Raw genomic sequence first — 19,899 nt, 5'->3', positions numbered from 1 at the left:
TCCGGGGACAGCTGGGCATCGGCTGCACCGCAGCAGGCTGCCTCCGGGGCCGCCCCGGAGACAGCCTAAACGGCATTGCGTTTAGCCGGCGCTGTCGGTGTGGTGTCCTCGAGTTCCCGGCCGATCTCGTCGCCGACGTCCCGGAGTATTTCCGCCAGCAGCAAGGCACTGGGGGTCAGCGGTCTGTCCGGATGGAGCATCAGGCCCACCTGCTGGGCCAGACCGGTCAGGTGCAGCCCGAGCATCTGCAGCCCGGGCTCTGCGACCGCCATGGACTCCGGCATGAGGGCGAGAAAGCCTGCCTCGGCCACGAGCGTGCGCAAGGTCGCGGGGGCGGCGGCTTCGACCTGCTGTGCGGGAGGGGCCAGTCCGGCGTTGCGGAAGTTCTGTTCGAGTTGATCACGCAGCGGGGTATTCGCCAGCGGCACCACCCAGCGGTGCTTGACCAGATCCTGCAACGAGACTTCCGGAAGGGCATGTGCAGGGTGCCCTGATGCGGCCACAATGCGGAATTCCTCCCGGTAGAGCGGGACAAGCCGCAGGCGTGCGGTACTGGGATGGTCGGTAACCCGGCCCACCAGCAGGTCGAGATCTCCGCTGCCCAATTCCTGGATAAGGGTTTCGGGCGGCGCCTCGCGCAGACGGACCTCGACCCGGGGCCTTTCCACCGTGAGTCGGGCGACGGCGCGCGGCAGCAGGAGGTTGGCCCCGGTGACGTGCGCGCCAACCCTCACCAGCCCCACTTCCGGATCGGTCAGCTCGTCGACCCGCCGCTGAAGTGTACTCAGATGCCCAATTATGGCCCTGGCATGCTCAAGGCAGGCCTGCCCGGCAGGCGTAGGCACCATACCGCGTCCGGTCCGCTCGAACAGGGGCGCACCGACGGCGTGCTCGGCTTCCCGCAGGGCCCGGCTCAGCGCCGGCTGGGTCAGGTACAGTTCCTCGGCGGCCCGGACCAGGCTGCCCTGTTCTGCGATGGCGAGCACCAGTACAAGATGACGCAACTTCAGGTGAGTGGCCAGCAGCCCCCGCAAGTCCATGTCTTCATCCTACGGACGCTGCCTCCGCGTTTTGGGGCCCGGAGCGTGCCTGCCCCGGGCCCCGAAACACGCAGGCTCCGCAGGGTCAGCGCGCCCCCACTGGAGCGGCGCGTCTCGGATACGCAATTTCGCGGTCCCACTGGGCGGCGTCCCGGCCAGCGGCCTTGAGGACCTGCTTGCGTACCTTGCCGTTCTCTGTCAGGGGCAGTCCATCGACGACGCGCAGAAAGCGCGGGATGGCGAAGGACGCCAGCCGGGGGCGGCAGAACTCGCACACTTCACCGAAATCAACGGGTCCGCGCACGACGAGCGCGGCCATCACCTCGTCCTCACCCAGCTCCGAATCGACTGCGTATACTGCAACGTCCTCGACGGCCGGGTGCTGGCGAAGCACCTGCTCCACCTCCACGGAGGAGATGTTCTCCCCGCGGCGGCGGATGACGTCCTTGATCCGGTCAACGAACCGCACCCACCCGTCCTCTTCGACGACAACCCGGTCTCCGCTGTGGAACCACAGGTCCTGCCACGCCTTGGTTGTTGCTTCGGGCATTGCGTAGTATCCGGTGGCCAGGGCGTGCGGCTGGTCGCTGCGGATCAGCAATTCTCCGGGAACACCGCACGGAACCGGCACGCCGCCGGCGTCGACGACACGGATGGAGAACCCTGGCCGCACCCGCCCCATGTAGCCCGGGCGCCACTGCTGCGGGGTGGACCCGATCACCGAGTTCGTCTCCGTAGAGCCGTAGCCGTCCAGCAGCTGCACGCCGAACCGGTCACGGAAGGGCTCAACGAGCCGGGCCGGCGTGGCCGGAGAGAGGGCCAGGCGGATCCGGTGGTTCCGGTCACCGGGGCCGGGGTCCCGGCCCGCGAGGATCCCGACCATGGCCCCAAGAAGATACGTCACCGTGGCGCCTGCAGCGGAGGCGTCAGCCCAGAACCGTGAAGCGGAGAACCGCGGGCCGAGAACGTACTCCCCTCCACAGGCGAGCGCCTGCATGAATGCATTGAGCGCGTTCGTGTGGAACAGCGGCAAACACGTGTACAGCACGTCGTCGGAGCTGAGCTCTAGCTGGTCCGCCATGTTCACGGCCCACCAGTAGAACTGGCCTTGGGGGCACAGCACGCCTTTGGAGACGCCGGTGGTACCTGAGGTGTAGAGGATGGCAGCGGTGTCCGCCGGAGCCGTGTCCACTGGTTCGACCGGAGCGGCCGGTTCCGGGACCGGAAGCACATCAAAGGCGGTGTCCAGGGCGGGAACCGGGCCGTCCAGCACCCACGCCTGCCGAAGGTCCGGCAGCGGGCCTAGGGCGGCGATGTGCGGCAGCAGCCCGGATTCGGCGACGGCCAGCGTGGCTCCGGAATTCTCCAGCACGTGCCGGAGCTGTTCGCCTCGGCTGGCTGTGTTCACGGGAACGGCGATGGCACCAATCCAGGCGCAGCCAAGGATGAAGTCCAGCAGCTCGGTGCGGTTCGAGGACATCAGGGCGACGGTTTGGCCGGCCTCGATCCCGGCATTCCGCAGCACCCCGCCGGCGCGGGCGGCCGCATCAGCCATCGCCTGGCTGTCCCGGCGGACCTCCCCGCAGCGGAACAGGGGAGCAGACGGAGCATTCCGGGCTCGTTCCAGCAGCATCTGCGGGATGGTCAGCGGACGCAGGTGCCGGTCGGTGGGCGTAAGCTTCATGGCTTGTCCTCATTCACGTTCGGGTGGACGGGTATGTAGGCGTGGACGCCGGATGCGGCGTTCGGGTCATTGGTCAGTGGCAGACGTTGGCCGGGTGCTGCGTCACCGCCGGTCAGGCGGGCGATGACCCTGGGGCCGCCCTCGATGGCCAGGGTCGCCAGAACGGTGCCGCCGGCCAGCCGTGTGGTCTGCTCAACGATCCCGTGCTCAGCCGAAAACGGCGCGAAGTCTTCCTGCCCGCAGCGTGGACAAAACAGGCGGGCCGGGAACAGGAGGGTTTCGCAGCCCAGGCAGGCCTGAATGATGGCGCTCATGCCGCCGCCTCCAGCACCGACATGGTGGCGCAGGCGCCATACCGGTACAGGACCATGCCGTATCCACTGACGACGGCGTGGCGGGCGGAGATCTGCCGGGCTCCTGCACGTCCCATGAGCTGGCGGGCCGCCTCAACGAGACCGTGCATGCCGGCGGCGGCTCCCGCCTGTCCCGCCGAAAGCTGGCCCCCGGAAGTATTCACCGGGAGACTGCGGGTGGCGATGCGGCGTTCAATGAAACCTGCCGGATCCTCATCGGGCGGCTGCACGCCCAGGTCTGCCAACTGGGCCACCACCATGGCGGGGTAGTCGTCGTAGACGCAGGCAAGGCCCACCTCTGCCGGACCGATTCCGGCGTCCTCCCAGCCGGCCCGCGCGCATCCCCGCAGTCCCGTGGCCAGTCCGTCGCCGGCCTGCTGGTCGGCGTTGTACGAGGCACGCACGGACAACACCCTGGCCCGCGGAGTCCCGCTGCCCCGGTCGGCGACGAGGACGACGGCGTCGCCGCCGGTCACCGGGGGCACGCAGTCATAGCGGCCCAGGGGCGTGGCGACAGTGGGAGCGTCGAGGTATTCCTCCAAGGTGAGGGCTTTCCGGTAAACGGCCGCGGGGTTGTCGGCGGCCCATTGGCGCTGGGTGACCGCGATGCGCCCGTAATCCTCGCGGCTGAGCCCCAGTGCCTCCATCTGCCGGGTGGTGAGCATCGCAAACAGAGCGTTCGGTCCGTTCATCGGCAGGGGTGCAAGATGGTCCTCGGTAGCCCGGTTGTAGCGGGCCACGAGCCGGGAGAACGCGGCCGCGTCCATCAGGTCCCCCGCCGCGAGCACGATGACCCTGGCATCTCCGGCCTCGATCGCCCGGACCGCGTGCTGGAGCATGCCCCCGGCACTGGCTCCGCCGTTGGTGTCCTGCATCAGCCAGGTCAGGCGCAGGCCCATCCGCCAAGCCAGGTCGATGGCATGGTCGGGCCCGAGGGTGAAGCTGGAGACAGCGAACCCGTCCACGTCAGCCGGCTCAAGGCCGGCGTCGGCAAGGGCATTGCGGACGGCCCGGGCAATGACTTGGGCTGTGTCCGTCCCTGGAGCGGGGTGGCGGGTGTACGGGGACTGTCCCGTCCCGATGATGGAGACCGTCACGAGGGTCCTTTCATTGAAGTGGGCAGAGCAGGATTACTGCCGCTCAGGAGACGGTTTCCGGTGCCCGGTCCGCGTTCCTGTGCTGGGTTGAGCCCGCCATGCGGCGGGAAGCTGCCAAAGCCACAAGGGTCACCAGGGCCATGCCAATCAGATAGATCGATACCGGCACGGAGGAACCGAAGCGCAGCAACAAGGCGGTGGCGATGACAGGGGCCAGACCGCCGGCGAAAACGGCTGCCAGCTCGTGTGCAATCGCCATCGCGGAGTACCGGACTTCGGCAGAGAACAGTTCGTGGAAGAACGCCGGCTGGACCCCGATCATGGCACCGTGGCAGAGACCGTTGCCGATGAGGAAGGCCAGGATGACGATGCCGGGGGTGTTGGCGTCGATCATCGCGAAGAACGGGAAGGCCATAGCGATCATGCCCACGGCGCCGAAGGCGTAGACAGGCCGGCGGCCGATCCTGTCGGAGAGGTGTCCGAAGAAGATGTAGGTGCCGAATGACACCAGCATTGAGACAGCCACGGCCATCAGCAGCAGTCCCTTATCCACGCCCACGTGGACTCCGTAGGCAATCGAGAAGGACAGGAAGATGTAGGAGCCGCCGTTCTCGGCCACACGCAGGCCCATGGCCACCAGGATCTCGCGGGGATGGGTGCGCAGCGCCTGCAGTGCCGGGACGCGGTGATGGGAATGGTTCTGGCGGGTTTCCGTGAACTCCTGGGATTCGGGCAGCCGGAAGCGGATATACGCGCCCACGGCGAGCAACACCACGCTCAGGAGGAAGGGCAGGCGCCAGCCCCAGGCCAGGAACTGCGGCTCGGGCATCAGCTGGACCAGGAAGAAGGCCAGGGACGACAGCACGAAGCCGAGTGAGATTCCGCCCTGGCTGAAGGCGGCGAGCATGCCTCTGCGTGAATCGGTGGAGTTTTCGCTGATCAGCAGCACGCCTCCGCCCCATTCACCGCCCGCGGCGATGCCTTGGACGATGCGCAGCACGATGAGCAACGCAGGCGCCAGCAGCCCGATCTGGGCGTAGGTCGGCAGCAAACCCATCAGCGCGGTACTGATGCCCATAATCGTCAAGGTCAGGACCAGCGCACGCTTGCGCCCCATCCTGTCGCCGATGTGTCCGAAGATGATTCCGCCCAAGGGCCGGGCGGCGAAACCGACGGCGAAGCCTGCGAACGCGGCCAACGTACCCACCAGCGGGTCGGTGTCCGCAGGGAAGAACAGGCGTCCGAAGACGACTGCCGATGCTGTGGCGTATAGGAAGAAGTCGTACCACTCAAGCGCGTTGCCCACGAGCGAGGCCACAACGTATTGGCGGGGCCCTGGACGTTGTCCTGCCAACTGATGCTGTTCATGATGGGACATTTTGTTGCTCCTTGGTGCCAAGGACCGTGGCGGTCGTAGGGCTGGCGCGGGTTTCGGTCCGGAGCCCTGCCCCTTAAGGCCGGGCATGTGCTCTGAACACCGAAGTGGACCGCTTGTGACGAGCGTCACGAATGACTACACATCAGTTTGCACCCAGGGCTGAACGCCGTCGAATGCCTATGTCGCCAAGGGCTATGCCCATCCGGGTAACCCAGGCACCAAGGGAGCAGGTGACATTCCGGGCAGGGGTCATCCGGATCAGAGGTGACGCACGATGTGAATGCATCACCGTTGTACCTGCCGGGATTTTAGGAACCGCCCCCGCCCCGTCGGCAAGCGGACTGCTGGTCACCCCGCTGGACGGGCTGCTGCCGGAAATCAACATCGCAGTGGGCATCAGTGATGCGGGCCTGTCAAAGAACCTGGCGGACGACTTTCCCAAGAACATCACGCGGTTCCTCAGGGGCGAATCCGCTGCAGGCACAGAAGCGTAGCCCGGCGCCGGCCGGACCTGGCACAAGACGCGTTTACCTCGCTCGCAAGAAGATCCAGCGTGTGTCAACCGCTACACGGCAGGGCCCGGTTAAACACAGACCTGTGACGCACCATTCACCCCAGTCTTGAACCGCCGGCACTGCCGGGATCAGGCGTTCCCAGCACTGGCCGGCTCCAGGCGTGAACGCACGCCGGCCACCCCTTCCCCGGTCAGATCGGATAACGCCGCGGTACGCCCGGACAGCGTTGTCAGGAGCGCCACGGCCGTCCCGGAAACCTGGGGTCCCTCGCCATAGCTCCAGTCCGTGTCCGTGGCCGAAAACGCCACCCCCGAGGATTCCCGGCGGCACCAGGCCTCGGGCCCGCGGGCTGGTCAGCTGCCCCAGGACGATGCCGGCGTTCTCCGGGTCGGTCGGGGACGGCAGGCCCAGAGGCCGGTAGACGTCCTGGGCATGGATGACCAGGTGGCTCAGGGGCGCCTCGGCCGGCGCCCCCGGCACCGAGAACCTGCGGTGGCCGGTGTCCTGCAGACCGGCCAGCACTTCCGACGGCGAGCGCCTGTCCGAGGTTGCCCAGCGGTCCGCGGCGCGGTTGAAGTCAAACCTCGCCCGCAGCATCATGACCATGAACCGGGGCACGGCCACCTCATAGGGCATCAGCAGATGCACCGCGAGGTCCCGCACCGACCAGCCGGCGCACAGGCTGGGAACGGACCACTGCTGTTCGTCCAGCCCTTCCAACACCTGGAGCAGCCTGGCGCGCTCCGTCTCGACGCGGGTTTCCACACGCTGGCTTGTCTGGCTCATTCTTCCCTCCCGGGATGGGGCCTGTGGAACCTGCAGTCCGGCTCCGGGCGGCACCCGGTGTCCGGACAACGCCCAAGCTACCGTCTCCCTCCGACGGTTTGGAACGGCCAAGGCAACAGCCACGTGCAGGCCTGTTCCTTCAGATCCTGCGTCGAGCCCCGCAAAGAGCTCCACCGTTAGTCAGAGGACGACGGCGGCGCGCACGCACCGTCGTCGTCCCCCTTTTGGCGCCCAGATGGGGGTGGTCCTGCACGAGGGGCGGGCCGTTCCCTTCTACACTGGCTCTGTGCCGCAGAATTCCTCCGCTCTGTCCGGAACCATCGACTCGCTGTATTACTACCCGGTCAAGGGACTGAGTCCGCAGCGCTTGGACGAGGTACAGCTGGAAGCCGGACGGGCTTTTCCGCACGACCGCCGTTACGCCCTCGCCCGCCGCGACGGCCGGTACGTGCCCGGGGCCAGGCAGCTGTTGGGAAAACGTGAGTTCCACGTGCTGATGAAGGATGAACGGCTCGCCGCGGTGCGCAGCGTCTATGATCCGGACACCGACGTCCTTCAGTTGTTCCCGGCGGCGCCCGCCCCGGGGACCGTGGCCGGGGCGCCTGCGGTGCTGACAGCGGATCTGTCCACCGCCGCCGGACGCCAGGCCTTGGTTGGCTACGTCGCCGAACTGTTGGAGCTGCCCGCGGATCGGCTGCCGGTATTCGCGGAGGAGGACGGGCTGCGCTTCCCGGACCTGCTGCGCACCGGCGAACGTGAAATGCAGGCGGTGTCGATCATCAACCTTGCCTCCGTGCGTGAGCTCGGCGAGCGCGCCGGCGTCACTGTTGACCCACTGCGCTTCCGGGCAAACATCCATCTTGAGGGACTGGAGCCCTTCGCCGAACGTGCGCTGCCGGGCTCAGTGCTGGAGTGCGGCGACGTGCGGCTCGAAGTCTTCCAGGAAACTGCCCGCTGCGCCGCCACCGAGGTCAACCTTGGCACAGCCAAGCGCGATCTGCCCATGCTGAACCTTCTGTACGCACACCTGGGCCACTCGAACATGGGCGTCTACGCGTACGTCACCGCCGGCGGCCGGCTCGCGACGGGCCACGCCGTCCACGCGCGCGGGGTTTGACCGCCGGCTACCCCGTCCTCCCTTTTGTTTAAGACTGCGCTTCCGGCCTGCTCACTGCCCCTCAAGACCGCATTCCCCGGCCCGCCATTTTGGTGGTCCAGATGGGCGCGAACGGGGAGGTGCAGTTCGGCGGCGCCAGGTAGTCCTTGAGCACTTCCAGCCACTCGCGATGCCGATCGCGCGGGCGCGGTGCTCGGCGTGCTCGATCCCGGTCTGGGCCAGGGTGTGGTTCATCGCCCGCTGCAGGCGGTCCGGCGCGTCCTTCAACCCTGCGGACATGTCCGCCTAGTCGATTTGCTCAGGCGGCATACGGCCGTGGCCTGCGGACCGCAACGGTCCGCAGGCCACGGTCCGGCAGAAACGCTAGGCGCGCCGGCCGTCGACCAGGCGCGGGATGCCCAGCGGGTTGTCTTCCTTCAGTGCCGCCGGCAGCAGGTGCTGCGGGAAGTTCTGGTAGGCCACGGGCCGGAGGAAACGACCGATGGCCGCCGTGCCCACGGAGGTGGAACCGGCAGCAGTGGTGGCTGGGTACGGCCCGCCGTGCTGCTGGGCGTAGGTGACGGACACGCCCGTCGGCCACTGGTTCCAGAGCACGCGCCCGGCCTTGCGGACCAGCACAGCGACCAGGTCGGCGACGTCGTCCGTCCCGGTGCCGAAGACCGTCGCGGTCAGCTGGCCCTCGAAGGTTTCGGCCAGCTGGGGAAGCTGCGACGCGTCGTCGTACTCCACCACCACGGCGGCGGGGCCGAAGCATTCCTGCTGCAGCTCGTGCGGCGAGGCGAGCATGTCGGCCGCGGTGGTGAGCAGCAGTGTCGGACCGGGTGGATCGGCCAGCGGGCCGGGTCCCTGGACCAGGACGGAGAACCGGGTGTTGGCCCCCAGGTTGCCCAGGACCTCCTGGTAGCCCTGCTGGATGCGGGAGTTCAGCAGTTTGGCCGCGGCGGGCAGTGCCGCCTGGCGCAGTGCGTCGGTGAGTCCGGATGCTGCCGGCACGAAGAGCGTGCCGGGCTTGGTGCAGAACTGGCCGGCGCCGGCGGTGAACGAGGCCACGAAGCCGTTGACGATCTCCGGCCCGTTTTGCGCGGCGGCGGCCGGGGTGACGAACACCGGGTTGTTGCTGCCAAGCTCGCCGTAGAACGGGATCGGTTCCGGGCGTGCGTTGGCGATATCGAACAGCGCCCGGCCGCCGGGGATGGAGCCGGTGAAACCGGCAGCCTTCACCCGCGGATCCTTCAGCGCCTCGCGCCCGGCGTCGGTGCCGAAGACGACGGCGAAGATCCCCTCCGGCGCGCCGGCACCGGCCAGGGCGGCGGCGACCACTTCGCCGGTCTGCGCCGACAGCCGCAGGTGGCCGGAGTGGGCCTTGAGCACAACGGCATTGCCTGCGGCCAGTGCCGAGGCGGTGTCGCCGCCGGCCACCGAGAAGGCGAACGGGAAATTGCTGGCGGCGAAGACAAGCACCGGGCCCACCGGTTCCAGCACGCGGCGCAGGTCCGGCCGGGGTGCTCCCATGGGCCATTCGGGGTCCGGATGGTCGATGCGTGCGTCCAGGTAGCCGCCCTCCCGCAGGACCTCGGCGAAGAGCCGCAGCTGGAAGGTGGTCCGCTTCAGTTCGCCGGCCAGCCGGGCCTCGGGCAGGTTGGTTTCGGCCATGGCGGTGGGGACCAGTTCGCCGGCCGCGGCATCCAGGGCATCGGCGACGGCCTCCAGCGCCGTGGCACGCTCGGCGGGCAGCCAGCCGCCCCAGATACGCGAAGCGGTGTGCGCGGCGGCGAGGATGGCTTCGAGTTGGTTGGCGGTGGTGGTTTCGGGGACGGTAGCCGTGGATGCGGTCATCGCGCTTCTCCTAGCGGTTCGTGGTGGTTTCAGGGACCTGCGCGCCGCCCTAGCTACGCCATTCCGGACGGCGGGCAGGCTTACGGTTGGGAAGGTCGATGATCTCGAAGGACCCGTCGGGCGAAGCCATGATGATCTCGGACGCGATGCCGGTGAAGAGTCCGTTTTCGACGACGCCGGCGAGCCAGTTGAGGTTCGTGTCGAGCAGTGCTTTGTCCGTAATCTTGTCCAGCTTCACATCGAGAATGAAGTTTCCGCTGTCGGTGATAACGGGTTCGCCGTTCTTGTGCCGCTGAATGATCTCTTTGTCCTCATAGCCGAGGTCCTTGAGCAGGGCCGCGATCGATCGGCGGGTCGCTTTCCAGCCGTAGGGGATGACTTCGATCGGCAGCGGGAAGTTGCCCAAGTGGTCCACAAGCTTGCTATTGTCTGCGATGCAGACCATCTTGCGGGAAGCTTCGGCGACCAGCCGTTCCCACAGCAGGCAGGCGCCGCCGCCCTTGATCATGTCGCCGTCCTTGTCGACTTCGTCAGGTCCGTCGATGGTCACGTCGAGGGGCTCGGAAAGGTCGTTCAGATCGATGAGCTTGATGTTGAGGGACAGTGCGAGGTCGCGGGTGGAATTCGATGTGGGAACGCCTACGATGTCGAGCCCTTCAGCGACCCTTTCACCCAGGGCGCGGACGAACCAGCCGGAGGTGGTGCCTGATCCCAGACCGAGCCGGGCGCCGTCCTTGGCATACCTCTCGACGGCTGCTTTTCCTGCCGCATATTTCGCTGCGTCCTGCGGGCTGAGGTCCTCGTACATTATTCTCCTGTTCAGGAATCCGGTTTTAGATGATGGAAAAGAGGTCGTCGAACGTCTTGAGCCGGTGTCGTGCCGGAACGTTATCTTCGCCCCAGCCGACATGGGCGTAGGCAATTCCGGCGGCTGAGGCTGCAGCGCTGTCGATGTGGGTATCTCCGACGTACAGCGTGCCGGCGGGATCGACCTGCAGCGCGCTGACGGTGTTCAGCAGGTGCCGGGGGCTGGGCTTGGGTGCTTCAGCCAGATCTGATCCGATGATCGCGCCGATAAATTTGTCGAGGCCGAAGGCTTCGAGCACTTCCTGGGCGATCGCGGTGCGCTTGTTCGTGCAGATGCCCACCCTCACCCCGGCGTCAATGAGCTTCGGGATGGCCGTGGCAGCGGTATCGAGCAGCAGCGTTTTGGATGCCGGTTTTGCGCGGTAGTAAGCCGAGTAGTCCTCGAGAACCTCCTGGACGGCGTCCTTCGAAAGGCGGGCCCGGTGGGTTCCAAGGCACTTCTCCACGAGAATCCGGGGGCCTCCCCCGAGGTAGGAAGCGACCTGTTCGGTAGTGACGGGCTCGGCGCCTGCTTTCATCAGAGCCTTATTCATGGCGTCGGCGATGTCTGCGGAGCCGTCGACGAGCGTACCGTCGAGATCGAAAATGACAGCGGTGATATCAGCCATTTTTTCTCGCCAGCTCCACATCTTTGTACACCTCGGTCAGGTCCTGGAACAGCCGGCGGTGGCCCTCGAAAACGCCGAGATAGAACTGGTGGTTCGCGGGGTCGGGTTGGTAGGAAGCATCCACCCGGAGGTTGGCGAAGGCCTCGTCGAAGGAGTCCCAGTTTCCTGCTCCGACTCCTGCCGTGATGGCTGCTCCGTAGGCACCTCCTTCGGCGCACCCGGTCAAGGTGACGACTTCGCGTCCAAAGATGTCCGCCATCGTCTGGAGCCAGAAGGGTTCACGCGTGGCACCGCCGGAGGCGATGATCCGCTCGCAGGTGATGCCGAGATCCTGGAGGGTCTCGAGGATCTCACGCATGTTCAACACAGTGCCTTCGATGACACTTCGCACCAAATGCCCCAGTCGGTGCATCCGGGTCAGACCAACCCAGCCTGCGCTGGCACTGGGCGCGTAGTGGGGCGAGCGCTCACCTGCGAGGTAGGGCACGAAGAGCAGCCCGTCGGCCCCCGGCGGCGTGTTCCGGGCGAGGCCGACCAGCTTCGAGAAGGATATCCCGGCATCGGGGCCCAGCTCCTGCAACGTATCAGCCAGCCATTGCAGGGCGCCGGCGGCTGTCAGCGAGACCCCCATGACATGCCAGTAGCCGGGACGGTTGTAGCAGGAGACCTGGACCTTTCCTTGCTTGTTGTCCGGGCAGAAGTCGGAGGCCGCTGCCACAATCCCGGCCGTACCGAGGGTTACCCCGATGTCTCCGGGCCGGGTGATGCCCATGGACAGGGTCTGGATGACGGCGTCACCGCCGCCGCCAAAGACCGGAACATCGCTGGAGACGTTCCAGTCCCTGGCCACTTGCGGCAGCAGGGTCCCGGTCACGTCTGTGGACTCGGCCACCTGCGGCAGCATCTCGGCGCGGATACCGGTGGCTTCGAGCATGAGTTCCGACCAGCGCCGGGCGGCGACATCGTAGAGGCCGGTGCCGGATGCGTCGGAGACGTCCGTAGCGAAGACGCCGGTCATACGGAATCTCAGGTAATCCTTGGGATTCAGGACTTTGGCCAGTCGTGCGAAATTTTCCGGTTCGTAGTCCCGGACCCATCGGATCTTCCCGGCAGTGAAGCCGGTGATGAGGCGGTTGTTCGTGGCCTCGATGACCCGCTCGATCCCTCCGGCCTTCTCCGTGATGGCTGTGCATTCCGGGTCGCAGCGCTGGTCGTTCCAAAGGATGGCCCGGCGAATGACCTTGTTATCGCTGTCCAGTGCTACCAGCCCGTGCATCTGCCCGCTGAGTCCGACGGCTGTGACCTCGGCCCCTTCTGCGGACAGTGCCCGGGTGACCTGTCGAACACATTGGTTGGCGGCAGTCCACCAGTCTTCGGGGTCCTGTTCGCTCCTGCCGTGGCCAGGCGTGTACAGGGGATAGTCGGCCGAGGCGGCCGCGACAACCGAACCATCGGGACCTACCGCCACCGCTTTGCAGGAGGAGGTTCCAATGTCGATGCCGAGCGATACGCTGGTTGCTGCCATGGCCTATGCTCCGTGCTGTATCCGCAGGTGCTTCAGCTGCAGGTATCCGTGCAGGCCTTCCCGGCCGTGCTCGTAGCCGTACCCGCTGCCCTTGCGGCCGCCGTAGGGTGCGTTCATGATCCCTGCGTCCACGTTGTTCACCGCTACGTTGCCGAAGTCCAGCCGGTGGCCCAGCTCGAACGTCTCGGTCAGGTCCTGGGTGTAGACATAAGCGGCCAGGCCGGCTTCCGTTCCGTTGGCCAGCTCGATGGCAGTGTCGAGGTCGTTGTACCGCATGACGCCGACGACGGGTCCGAACGTTTCCTCGTGCATGATGAGCATGTCGGGAGTGCACTCCGTGACGACGGTGGGTTCGTAGAAGTTTCCCGGTGCCAAGGATGCGATGCGTGATCCGCCGGTGGTGACCATCGCGCCTCGTCCGACGGCGTCCTTGACGTGCGCTTCCACTTTGTCGACGCCGTCCGGCGTCGTCATCGGGCCCACATCGGTGGAGGGGTCCATACCGTCGCCGGTCTTCATCGCGGCCACTGCCGCAGTCAGGCCGTCGACAAACCCGGCGTAGACGTTTTCGTGGACATAGATCCTGTTCACCGCGATGCAAATCTGTCCCGCATTGCGGTACCCGCGGCGAGCCGCTCCCTTGACTGCCATCTGCACGTCGGCCTTGTCGGTGACGATCATCGGGCAGCTGCCGCCCAGTTCCATGGACAGCGGCTTCGCCGTAGGGATGTTCTTCGCAATGGCGGTGCCGGTGGCCGTGGAGCCGGTGAAGGCGATCTTGTCGATGCCGGGATGGGCAACGAGCATGGGGCCGGGGCCGCGGCTGCCGAGGACCAGGTTCGCCACGCCGGCGGGAAGGCCTGCCGATTCAAGGCATTCAAAGAGCGCAGCGGCGGAGACGGGCGAGTATTCGGAGGGCTTCACCACGATGGTGCATCCGGCGGCGAGGGACGCGCAGAGTTTCCACCCGATCAATTCCAGCGGATAATTCCAAGGGGTGATGGCTCCGATGACGCCGATCGGCTCATGGATGATCATGCTGGCAAACCCGTCCGCGTCATTCGGGATAAGGTCGCCATTGATCCGTGTGGCTTCTTCGGCGTAGTAGTGGAACGCCTTGGCGAGTTTTTGCACCTCCCCGGTGGATTCGCCGATGGTTTTTCCCATTTCCAAGGTGATGGCCCGCGCCAGCTTCTGTTCCTGGCCGGCGACGGCGTCTCCGATCTTGTGGAGGTATTCCGCCCGGATGGTCGGGTTGAGGCGCTTCCAACTGCGGAAGGCCTGGCGTGCGGCCTTGACAGCGGCGTCGATGTCGGACTCCTTCGAGTTTGCCACCGTGGCGATCGGTTCCTGCGTGGCCGGATTGCGTGGCTGGAACTGCTCTGCGGCGTCCTGCCACTGGCCGTTGATGTAGTTCCTGATCTGAGGAAGGACCGTCATGGTCTGACCTTTCCGTTAGAAATTGGAGGTGGTGAGGGCGGGGCTGTTTACGAGGCAGCGCAGTTTTTCTCCACGTCCGGCCCTGATGGCTTCCTCCGCTGCCAGCCGTTGCAGGTTTTGCAGCGACTGCTCGGAATAGAAGGCGGCGTGCGGGGTGAGGATGGCGTTGGGGTGCCTGCGCAGGCCGTGTTCCCGCGGCAGAGGCTCGGGGTCGAAAACATCCAAGCCGACACCGGCCAGCTGGCCTGATTCGAGCGCGCCCAGGACAGCATCCTGGTCCACGAGGGAACCGCGCGCGGTGTTGACGATGAACGATCCGGGACGCATGCGCGCGAGATTGCCGGCGTTGACGATCTTGTAGGTTGCCGACGTTGCCGGCGCATGCAGGGAGACGAGGTGGGCCCGCCCAAAAAGCTCATCAAGCGGCACCAGTTCGATGCCGTACTCGCGGACCGTTTCCTGGTTTGCGAACGGGTCGTAGGCGATGACTTTGAAGCCGAAGGGCTGCAGCCGGCGGGCAACCGCCAGGCCGATCCTTCCCGTTCCAAACAGCCCGACGGTTGTCTGGCTCGATGCCAGTATCGGCGCCAGGGCCGGCGGCGACGTCCATTCACCCGCCTCCAGGACACGGTCGAACTGGGTGACCTTGCGCAGCAGCATCAGGGCGAGGGTCACCGCGTGGTCTGCCACGGTATCCCCACCGTAGTCCGGGACATTGCAGACCGAAACTCCCCGTGCGTCGGCCGCTTCGAGATCGATGTTGTCGTAACCGATGCCGTAGCGGACAATGACCGCGCCCGGTGCCATGGCGGCGAGCACTGCATCGGTGACGGGGGCAAAGTTGACGAGCGCGATGTTTGCCCCGCGCAGGGCCTCCACGGTTTCTTCCTCGGTCGCAACATTGAAGGATTCAAGTTCGGTCCCCAACGCCGCCGCGGCGGAGCGCTCCTGCTCGAGGTCCGCAAAGATGTGGTCGGTGACTACCATCCGGACCATCAGGCACCAACCTTTCCGGTCAGGCCCCGCTCGTGGAGGTTGCGGATAAAGCTGCGCAGGCCGAATTCCCAGCGGGGCGCTTTTTCGGACTGGTTCACGCGGTTGGCCAGCATACCCAGTTGCGGGCTTGAAATACGGACAACATCCCCCAGCCGGTGAGTGAAGCCCATGCCTTCGCCGTCGCGGTCCTGCGTGGGGGAAAAGAGGGTGCCGGTGTAGAGGAGGATACCGTCGGGGTACTGGTGCGAGTCTCCCACTGCATACGAGGCCAGCTCGGCAGGGTCCCGGGAGATCTGGTCCATATGGCTGACGCCGTCCATGACGAATCCGTCGTCTTCGCCGAGCACTTCCAGGCGGACTTCCGCGTTGCGGACATCGTCAAGGGTGAAGTTCTCGTCGAGCAGGCGGACAAAGGGGCCAGCCGCTGCCGAAGCGTTGTTGTCCTTTGCTTTCGGCAGCAGCAGGGCCGAACGGCCTTCGACGTCGCGCAGATTGACGTCGTTGCCCAGCGTGGCACCTACGATGCGCCCGGTGGAAGTAATGACGACGGCGACTTCGGGCTCGGGGTTGTTCCAGGACGAGACTTCCGCCACGCCGATTTGCTGCCCGCAGCCGACCGCCGACAGCACCGGCGCCTTGGTGAACACTTCCGGGTCGGGGCCCAGCCCGACCTCCAGGTACTGGGACCAGAGCCCGCGCTCCTGCAGGTCGGCCTTCAGGCGTGCTGCCTCCGGGCTTCCCGGGACGATCGAGGAAATTTCCGCTCCAAGAACCGATTCCAGTTCGCCGCGCAGCTGGTCCGCCTTGGCCGGGTCTCCTCCGGCACGCTCTTCGATCAGCCGTTCCATGAGGGAAGTCGCGAAAGTGACCCCTGCCGCCTTGAGCACCGACAGGTCAACCGGAGCCAGCAGGTAGGGCCCGGCCGTTCCCTCGGACAGAGAGCTTTCCAGGACCTCGTCAAGGTTCCATGTGCGGGCGGCCTGGGCGGACCGCACTGCGGACACCGGATCCTCGGATTCGAAAAGGTCGCTGATTGACGGAAATGCTTCGGTGATATCAGCCAGTTCCCGCCCGCGGACGGCTACGACGCAGGGGCCGCCCACTGCCGGGTCGAAGATCCGCCCCACGAGGGTGGCCGTATCAGCATCTGCAGGCAAAACATCATCGTTGTTGTTAACCAGGTGCATGGTGTCCTTCAGGAAGTCGAAATTGGCTCTCACCCGTAGCCGGGCCGGGCGATAAGAGCTATCCTTGTCTCAGGATGGTCATAACATAATATGTTTGTCGGGAACTGGCAAGGCCAGTACAGAGAAAGGGGTGAGCAGGATGATACCCGAAAGGACGAACCGGCCGCGCCGGCTGCCTGAAGTCGTGGCGGAGCAAATGCAGGAGTTCATTCTGGCGAGCAACCTGCAGCCTGGGGACAAGATGCCGACGGAGCCGGAGCTGGCCGAGAAGTACGACGTCAGCCGTCAGGTGATCCGCGAAGCGGCCAGGCTGCTGGACCAGCGCGGTCTGGTGGAGATCCGGGCCGGCCGCGGGATGACCGTCTCGAAACTGGGAACGGAGGGTGTGACGGATATCTACCGACTGCTCCTGCGCTTCCAGCCGGAGAATTTCTCCGAACTAATGGAGATCCGCAAGATCCTTGAACCCGGCATTGCCCGGCTTGCCGCACAGCGGCGTACGGACAGCGACGTCGAGGAGATGCAGACGATCCTTGATGATGCGGCGGCCAACCTAGACGACTTCGAAAAGTGTCTGGCCCTGGACCTTGCCTTCCACCACAAGGTGTCCGAGTCCACGAAGAACGGCTTGCTGGCCCGGCTGGCCGAACCAATCAACAGCGCGCTTCGGGATATGTACAAAGAGCCAACCGCCTACCTGGCGGCACAGCCGCGCACCTTGGACGAACACCGGAATATCCTCGAGGCGATCAGCCGCTCCGATCCGGAGGCGGCAGCGGCGGCCACCCAATGGCATCTGTCACGGATTGTCGACGAGGGAGGGGACCTGGTTCCCCGCAACCGGTCGCTTTCGGCTACTGCCTCCCCCGCATAGAAAAGGTGCCTGCCGGTTCAGCCGGCAGGCACCTTCGTTTGGAATCGTCTTTCCGGGGCAAGTCTCCTGCCGGCTTCAGCGCAGGCTGTACCCGCCGTCGAGGAGGAGTTCGCTGCCGCAGAAATAGGCCGCTTCGTCGCTGAGCAGGAAGGCCGCCGCCGCAGCTATTTCTGCCGGTTCCGCCATTCGCTCCTGAGGTGTGGCGGCGAGCCATTGCGCGAACTGGTGCTTCTTTTCCTTCAACAGGGGCGTGGCGACGTAGCCGGGTGCCAGGGCATTGACCCGGACGCCCCGACCAGCCCATTCGGAAGCGAGCGACTTCGTCAGGGCGGTCACTCCCGCCTTGGAGGCGTTGTAGGCGCATTGTTTTTGCGGGACGTTGACGACGTGGTTCCCGCTCATCGATGAGATATTCACGATGCTGCCGTGTCCCTGCTGCAGCATCTGGTTTCCGAAGACCTGGCAGGTGATGAACACCCCGCGCAGGTTGACGTCCAGGATGCGGTCCCAGGTCTCTAGGCTCATGTCCTCGGCGGCAACGTCGTTTTCCACTACGCCGGCCGCTGCGACGACCCCATCGACCCTCCCTTCACCGGCCAGAATGCGGTTCAGAGCGTCGTCGACGGTGGTCCTGTCGGTGACGTCGATCGTCAGCGGACGGCCAACAGCCGCCGTTTTATAGTCCAAGGTATAGACGGTTGCCCCTTCTTCCTGCAGCCGAAGGCTGATGGCCTCGCCGATGCCTCCGGCAGCGCCCGTGACCGCCATGACTTTCCCGTTCAGCCCGCGCACGTCATCCCCATTCCTCGCGCCTGCATCCGGATAGCCGAACGCAGAATTTTCTTGTTTGTTCGTGCCTGATTGAACGCCGCGGCCGAATCCTCGAGGGAAAAGCTGGCGCCAATCAAGCCGTCAAGCCGTATCTGTCCGCTTGCCGCCAGCGCGATCGCCGCCGGATAGGCGTTGGCGTAGCGGAAAGTCGTCAACAGGGATATCTCGCGAACGAGCATCCACCCCAGCGGCAGCTCGCTCATCTCCTGCTGCCCCATGCCTACGAGGACGGCAACTGACCCCGGCCGGAGTATCCTGAGCCCGGTCACCAGGGCACGGTTGGCGCCGCTGCATTCGAGGAAGCAGTCAAAATCGCCCTGGACCTCATCCGCCAGGACCGCCTGGACCCCGAATGCGGCCTTGGCCGTCTCCACCCGCCCAGGATCAGTGTCGGTAACCACCACCTCCGCCGCCCCCATGGATGCGGCAACCTGGGCGCAGAGCAGCCCGATGGCTCCGGCTCCGGCCACCAGGACCCGTTCACCACCCCGCAGTCTGGCCCTGCGGCATGCCTGCACCGCGACGGCCAGCGGCTCGACGAGCGCAGCCCGCTCGAAGGACACATCATCGGGAACAGGGTGAGCAAGGTGGGCCGGCAGCGCCACGAAGGTCTGCAGGGCCCCGTCGTAAGGAGGCGTGGCATGGAAAGCCATGGACGGGCAGAGGTTGTACCTACCTTCCAGGCAGTGCCGGCAGGTACGGCAGGATATGCCCGGCTCGAGGGCCACCCTTTGGCCGATCCGGCCGGGGTCGGCGCCGGATCCGACGTTGACGATTGTCCCCGATGCCTCATGCCCCAGGATGATCGGCCCGTCCACGACAAAATCGGCGATCCGGCCGTGTTCGAAGTAATGGATGTCGGATCCACAGACCGTGACGGTGTGGATCCTCACCAGCACCTCGCCGGCACCGGGCCTGGGAACCGGGCGCTCTGCTACTTCTATGGCACCCACCGATGTCATGACAGCTGCGGTGTTTGTCTGTCCGTTCATGTCAGGGTGTATCCCCCGTCCACCACGACGACCGAGCCGGTCATGAAGCTGGCGGCCTCGCTGGCCAGGAACACTGCCGCGCTGCTGATTTCCATAGGATCGGCTGCCCTCTTCAGGGGGACGCGGTCGATCCATTCCTCTTTGTACTCGGGCACGTCGAACATTTCCGAGACCATGTCAGTAGCAATGAACCCAGGCGCGAGCGCATTCACCCTGACCCCGGCAGGAGCCAGTTCCACAGCCAGGGACCGGGTGAGGTGGTGCACTGCGGCCTTCGAGGCATTGTAGGCAGCCTGCCACTGGGGCCGGTTGACGATCAGCCCGGAAATCGACCCGATGTTGATGATGGTCCCGCTGCCGCGGGCCGCCATTCTCCTGCCGACCGCCTGGCTGCAATTGAAAACCCCTCCCGCGTTGGTGGCCAGAATGGTCTCCCAGCCGCCGGCCGGGTCTGCCTCCAACGTCGGGCCCCAATAGGTGATCCCGGCATTGTTGATCCAGATGTCTACCGGGCCAAGGGTTTCCTCGAAACGGGCGACTGCGGCCTCGACCGATTCCGGATCGGTAACGTCGCATGGTGCTGCCGCCGTCTTGGCCCCGGTTTGCGCAAGAAGCGCCGTCAGCTCCTGCAGGCTTCCGGTATCGCGGGCAGCCAGGCCGATATGTGCTCCCGCCTCTGCCAGCGCGGTTGCGATAGACCGGCCCAGCCCGCGGTTCGCTCCAGTAACGACTGCGACCCTGCCGTCGAGTCTAAATCTGTCCAGTATGGTCAA

The 19,899-nt window shown here is 65.8% G+C and carries 19 protein-coding genes and 1 pseudogene; 3 read left to right on the top strand and 17 right to left on the bottom strand.

The genetic code is table 11. The features are described 5' to 3' along the window. Positions 1-65: 65 nt before the first annotated feature. The 5 genes from HGG74_RS07615 to HGG74_RS07595 form a co-directional block, all read right to left on the bottom strand. Positions 66-1,040 (bottom strand): LysR substrate-binding domain-containing protein, encoded by a 975-nt coding sequence (locus tag HGG74_RS07615; RefSeq protein ID WP_168485752.1) that lies wholly within the window; start codon positions 1,038-1,040, stop codon positions 66-68. An 85-nt stretch (positions 1,041-1,125) separates the two neighbouring features. Further along, the gene (locus HGG74_RS07610) at positions 1,126-2,724 is read right to left on the bottom strand and encodes an ATP-dependent acyl-CoA ligase (RefSeq protein WP_246262731.1); all 1,599 of its coding nucleotides are present in this window, start codon (positions 2,722-2,724) and stop codon (positions 1,126-1,128) included. Beyond that, positions 2,721-3,038, bottom strand: coding sequence for a zinc ribbon domain-containing protein (locus tag HGG74_RS07605; RefSeq protein ID WP_168485751.1), 318 nt, complete (start codon positions 3,036-3,038; stop codon positions 2,721-2,723). Before HGG74_RS07605 ends, HGG74_RS07610 begins: the two co-directional genes overlap by 4 nt. Next, on the bottom strand, positions 3,035-4,174 hold the full coding sequence (locus HGG74_RS07600) for a thiolase family protein (protein WP_168485750.1): 1,140 nt from the start codon (positions 4,172-4,174) through the stop codon (positions 3,035-3,037). The genes HGG74_RS07605 and HGG74_RS07600 overlap by 4 nt, the downstream gene beginning before the upstream one ends. A 43-nt stretch (positions 4,175-4,217) precedes the next feature. Continuing rightward, positions 4,218-5,552 (bottom strand): MFS transporter, encoded by a 1,335-nt coding sequence (locus HGG74_RS07595; RefSeq protein ID WP_168485749.1) that lies wholly within the window; start codon positions 5,550-5,552, stop codon positions 4,218-4,220. A 230-nt stretch (positions 5,553-5,782) separates the two neighbouring features. On the opposite strand from HGG74_RS07595, the gene HGG74_RS07590 reads away from it, so the two are divergent. Then, on the top strand, positions 5,783-6,046 hold the full coding sequence (locus tag HGG74_RS07590) for a hypothetical protein (protein ID WP_168485748.1): 264 nt from the start codon (positions 5,783-5,785) through the stop codon (positions 6,044-6,046). Positions 6,047-6,079: 33 nt separating this feature from the next. Here HGG74_RS07590 and HGG74_RS07585 read toward each other — a convergent pair whose 3' ends face one another. After that, entirely contained in the window at positions 6,080-6,853 is a 774-nt protein-coding gene (locus tag HGG74_RS07585) for a maleylpyruvate isomerase family mycothiol-dependent enzyme (protein WP_205761553.1), read from the bottom strand. 286 nt (positions 6,854-7,139) lie between these two features. Here HGG74_RS07585 and HGG74_RS07580 point away from each other — a divergent pair, with 286 nt between their 5' ends. Further along, positions 7,140-7,970 (top strand): MOSC domain-containing protein, encoded by an 831-nt coding sequence (locus HGG74_RS07580; protein ID WP_168485747.1) that lies wholly within the window; start codon positions 7,140-7,142, stop codon positions 7,968-7,970. Between the two features lie 61 nt (positions 7,971-8,031). On the opposite strand, the pseudogene HGG74_RS21490 reads toward HGG74_RS07580, so the two are convergent. The 8 genes and pseudogenes from HGG74_RS21490 to HGG74_RS07540 all read right to left on the bottom strand — a co-directional run. Beyond that, positions 8,032-8,249, bottom strand: a pseudogene (locus HGG74_RS21490) (DNA alkylation repair protein); the annotation flags it as partial. A gap of 84 nt (positions 8,250-8,333) precedes the next feature. Further along, positions 8,334-9,806, bottom strand: a complete 1,473-nt coding sequence (locus HGG74_RS07570) for an aldehyde dehydrogenase (NADP(+)) (protein ID WP_168485746.1) — start codon at positions 9,804-9,806, stop codon at positions 8,334-8,336. A 49-nt stretch (positions 9,807-9,855) separates the two neighbouring features. Then, positions 9,856-10,614: a ribose-5-phosphate isomerase RpiA gene (gene rpiA / locus HGG74_RS07565; RefSeq protein WP_168485745.1), complete on the bottom strand. Its 759-nt coding sequence runs from the start codon at positions 10,612-10,614 to the stop codon at positions 9,856-9,858. Between the two features lie 25 nt (positions 10,615-10,639). After that, complete coding sequence (locus HGG74_RS07560) at positions 10,640-11,281, bottom strand: HAD family hydrolase (protein WP_168485744.1); 642 nt, start codon at positions 11,279-11,281, stop codon at positions 10,640-10,642. Further along, complete coding sequence (gene xylB / locus HGG74_RS07555; RefSeq protein WP_168485743.1) at positions 11,274-12,806, bottom strand: xylulokinase; 1,533 nt, start codon at positions 12,804-12,806, stop codon at positions 11,274-11,276. The genes HGG74_RS07560 and xylB overlap by 8 nt, the downstream gene beginning before the upstream one ends. Before the next feature lie 3 nt (positions 12,807-12,809). Then, positions 12,810-14,246 carry an aldehyde dehydrogenase family protein gene (locus HGG74_RS07550; protein ID WP_168485742.1) on the bottom strand — a complete coding sequence of 479 codons (1,437 nt, stop codon included), beginning with the start codon at positions 14,244-14,246 and terminating at the stop codon, positions 12,810-12,812. Positions 14,247-14,261: 15 nt separating this feature from the next. After that, positions 14,262-15,233 carry a C-terminal binding protein gene (locus tag HGG74_RS07545; RefSeq protein WP_205761551.1) on the bottom strand — a complete coding sequence of 324 codons (972 nt, stop codon included), beginning with the start codon at positions 15,231-15,233 and terminating at the stop codon, positions 14,262-14,264. Positions 15,234-15,241: 8 nt separating this feature from the next. After that, positions 15,242-16,429 carry a fumarylacetoacetate hydrolase family protein gene (locus tag HGG74_RS07540; protein WP_168485836.1) on the bottom strand — a complete coding sequence of 396 codons (1,188 nt, stop codon included), beginning with the start codon at positions 16,427-16,429 and terminating at the stop codon, positions 15,242-15,244. A 139-nt stretch (positions 16,430-16,568) separates the two neighbouring features. Between HGG74_RS07540 and HGG74_RS07535 the strand changes: the two genes are divergently transcribed. After that, complete coding sequence (locus HGG74_RS07535; RefSeq protein ID WP_281356098.1) at positions 16,569-17,303, top strand: FadR/GntR family transcriptional regulator; 735 nt, start codon at positions 16,569-16,571, stop codon at positions 17,301-17,303. Positions 17,304-17,378: 75 nt separating this feature from the next. Here the strand turns inward: HGG74_RS07535 and HGG74_RS07530 are convergent, their stop codons facing one another. The 3 genes from HGG74_RS07530 to HGG74_RS07520 are packed head-to-tail and all read right to left on the bottom strand — an operon-like array spanning position 17,379 to position 19,899. Further along, entirely contained in the window at positions 17,379-18,095 is a 717-nt protein-coding gene (locus tag HGG74_RS07530) for an SDR family oxidoreductase (protein ID WP_168485739.1), read from the bottom strand. Continuing rightward, on the bottom strand, positions 18,083-19,126 hold the full coding sequence (locus tag HGG74_RS07525; protein WP_168485738.1) for an NAD(P)-dependent alcohol dehydrogenase: 1,044 nt from the start codon (positions 19,124-19,126) through the stop codon (positions 18,083-18,085). The genes HGG74_RS07530 and HGG74_RS07525 overlap by 13 nt, the downstream gene beginning before the upstream one ends. Continuing rightward, a complete protein-coding gene (locus HGG74_RS07520; RefSeq protein ID WP_168485737.1) occupies positions 19,123-19,899 on the bottom strand; it encodes an SDR family NAD(P)-dependent oxidoreductase in 777 nt (258 codons plus the stop codon). The genes HGG74_RS07525 and HGG74_RS07520 overlap by 4 nt, the downstream gene beginning before the upstream one ends.

The sequence above is a fragment of the Arthrobacter mobilis genome (genome assembly GCF_012395835.1).
In the GTDB taxonomy this organism is placed as follows: Bacteria; Actinomycetota; Actinomycetes; order Actinomycetales; family Micrococcaceae; genus Crystallibacter; species Crystallibacter mobilis.
This window is presented reverse-complemented; position numbering and strand designations above follow the sequence as displayed.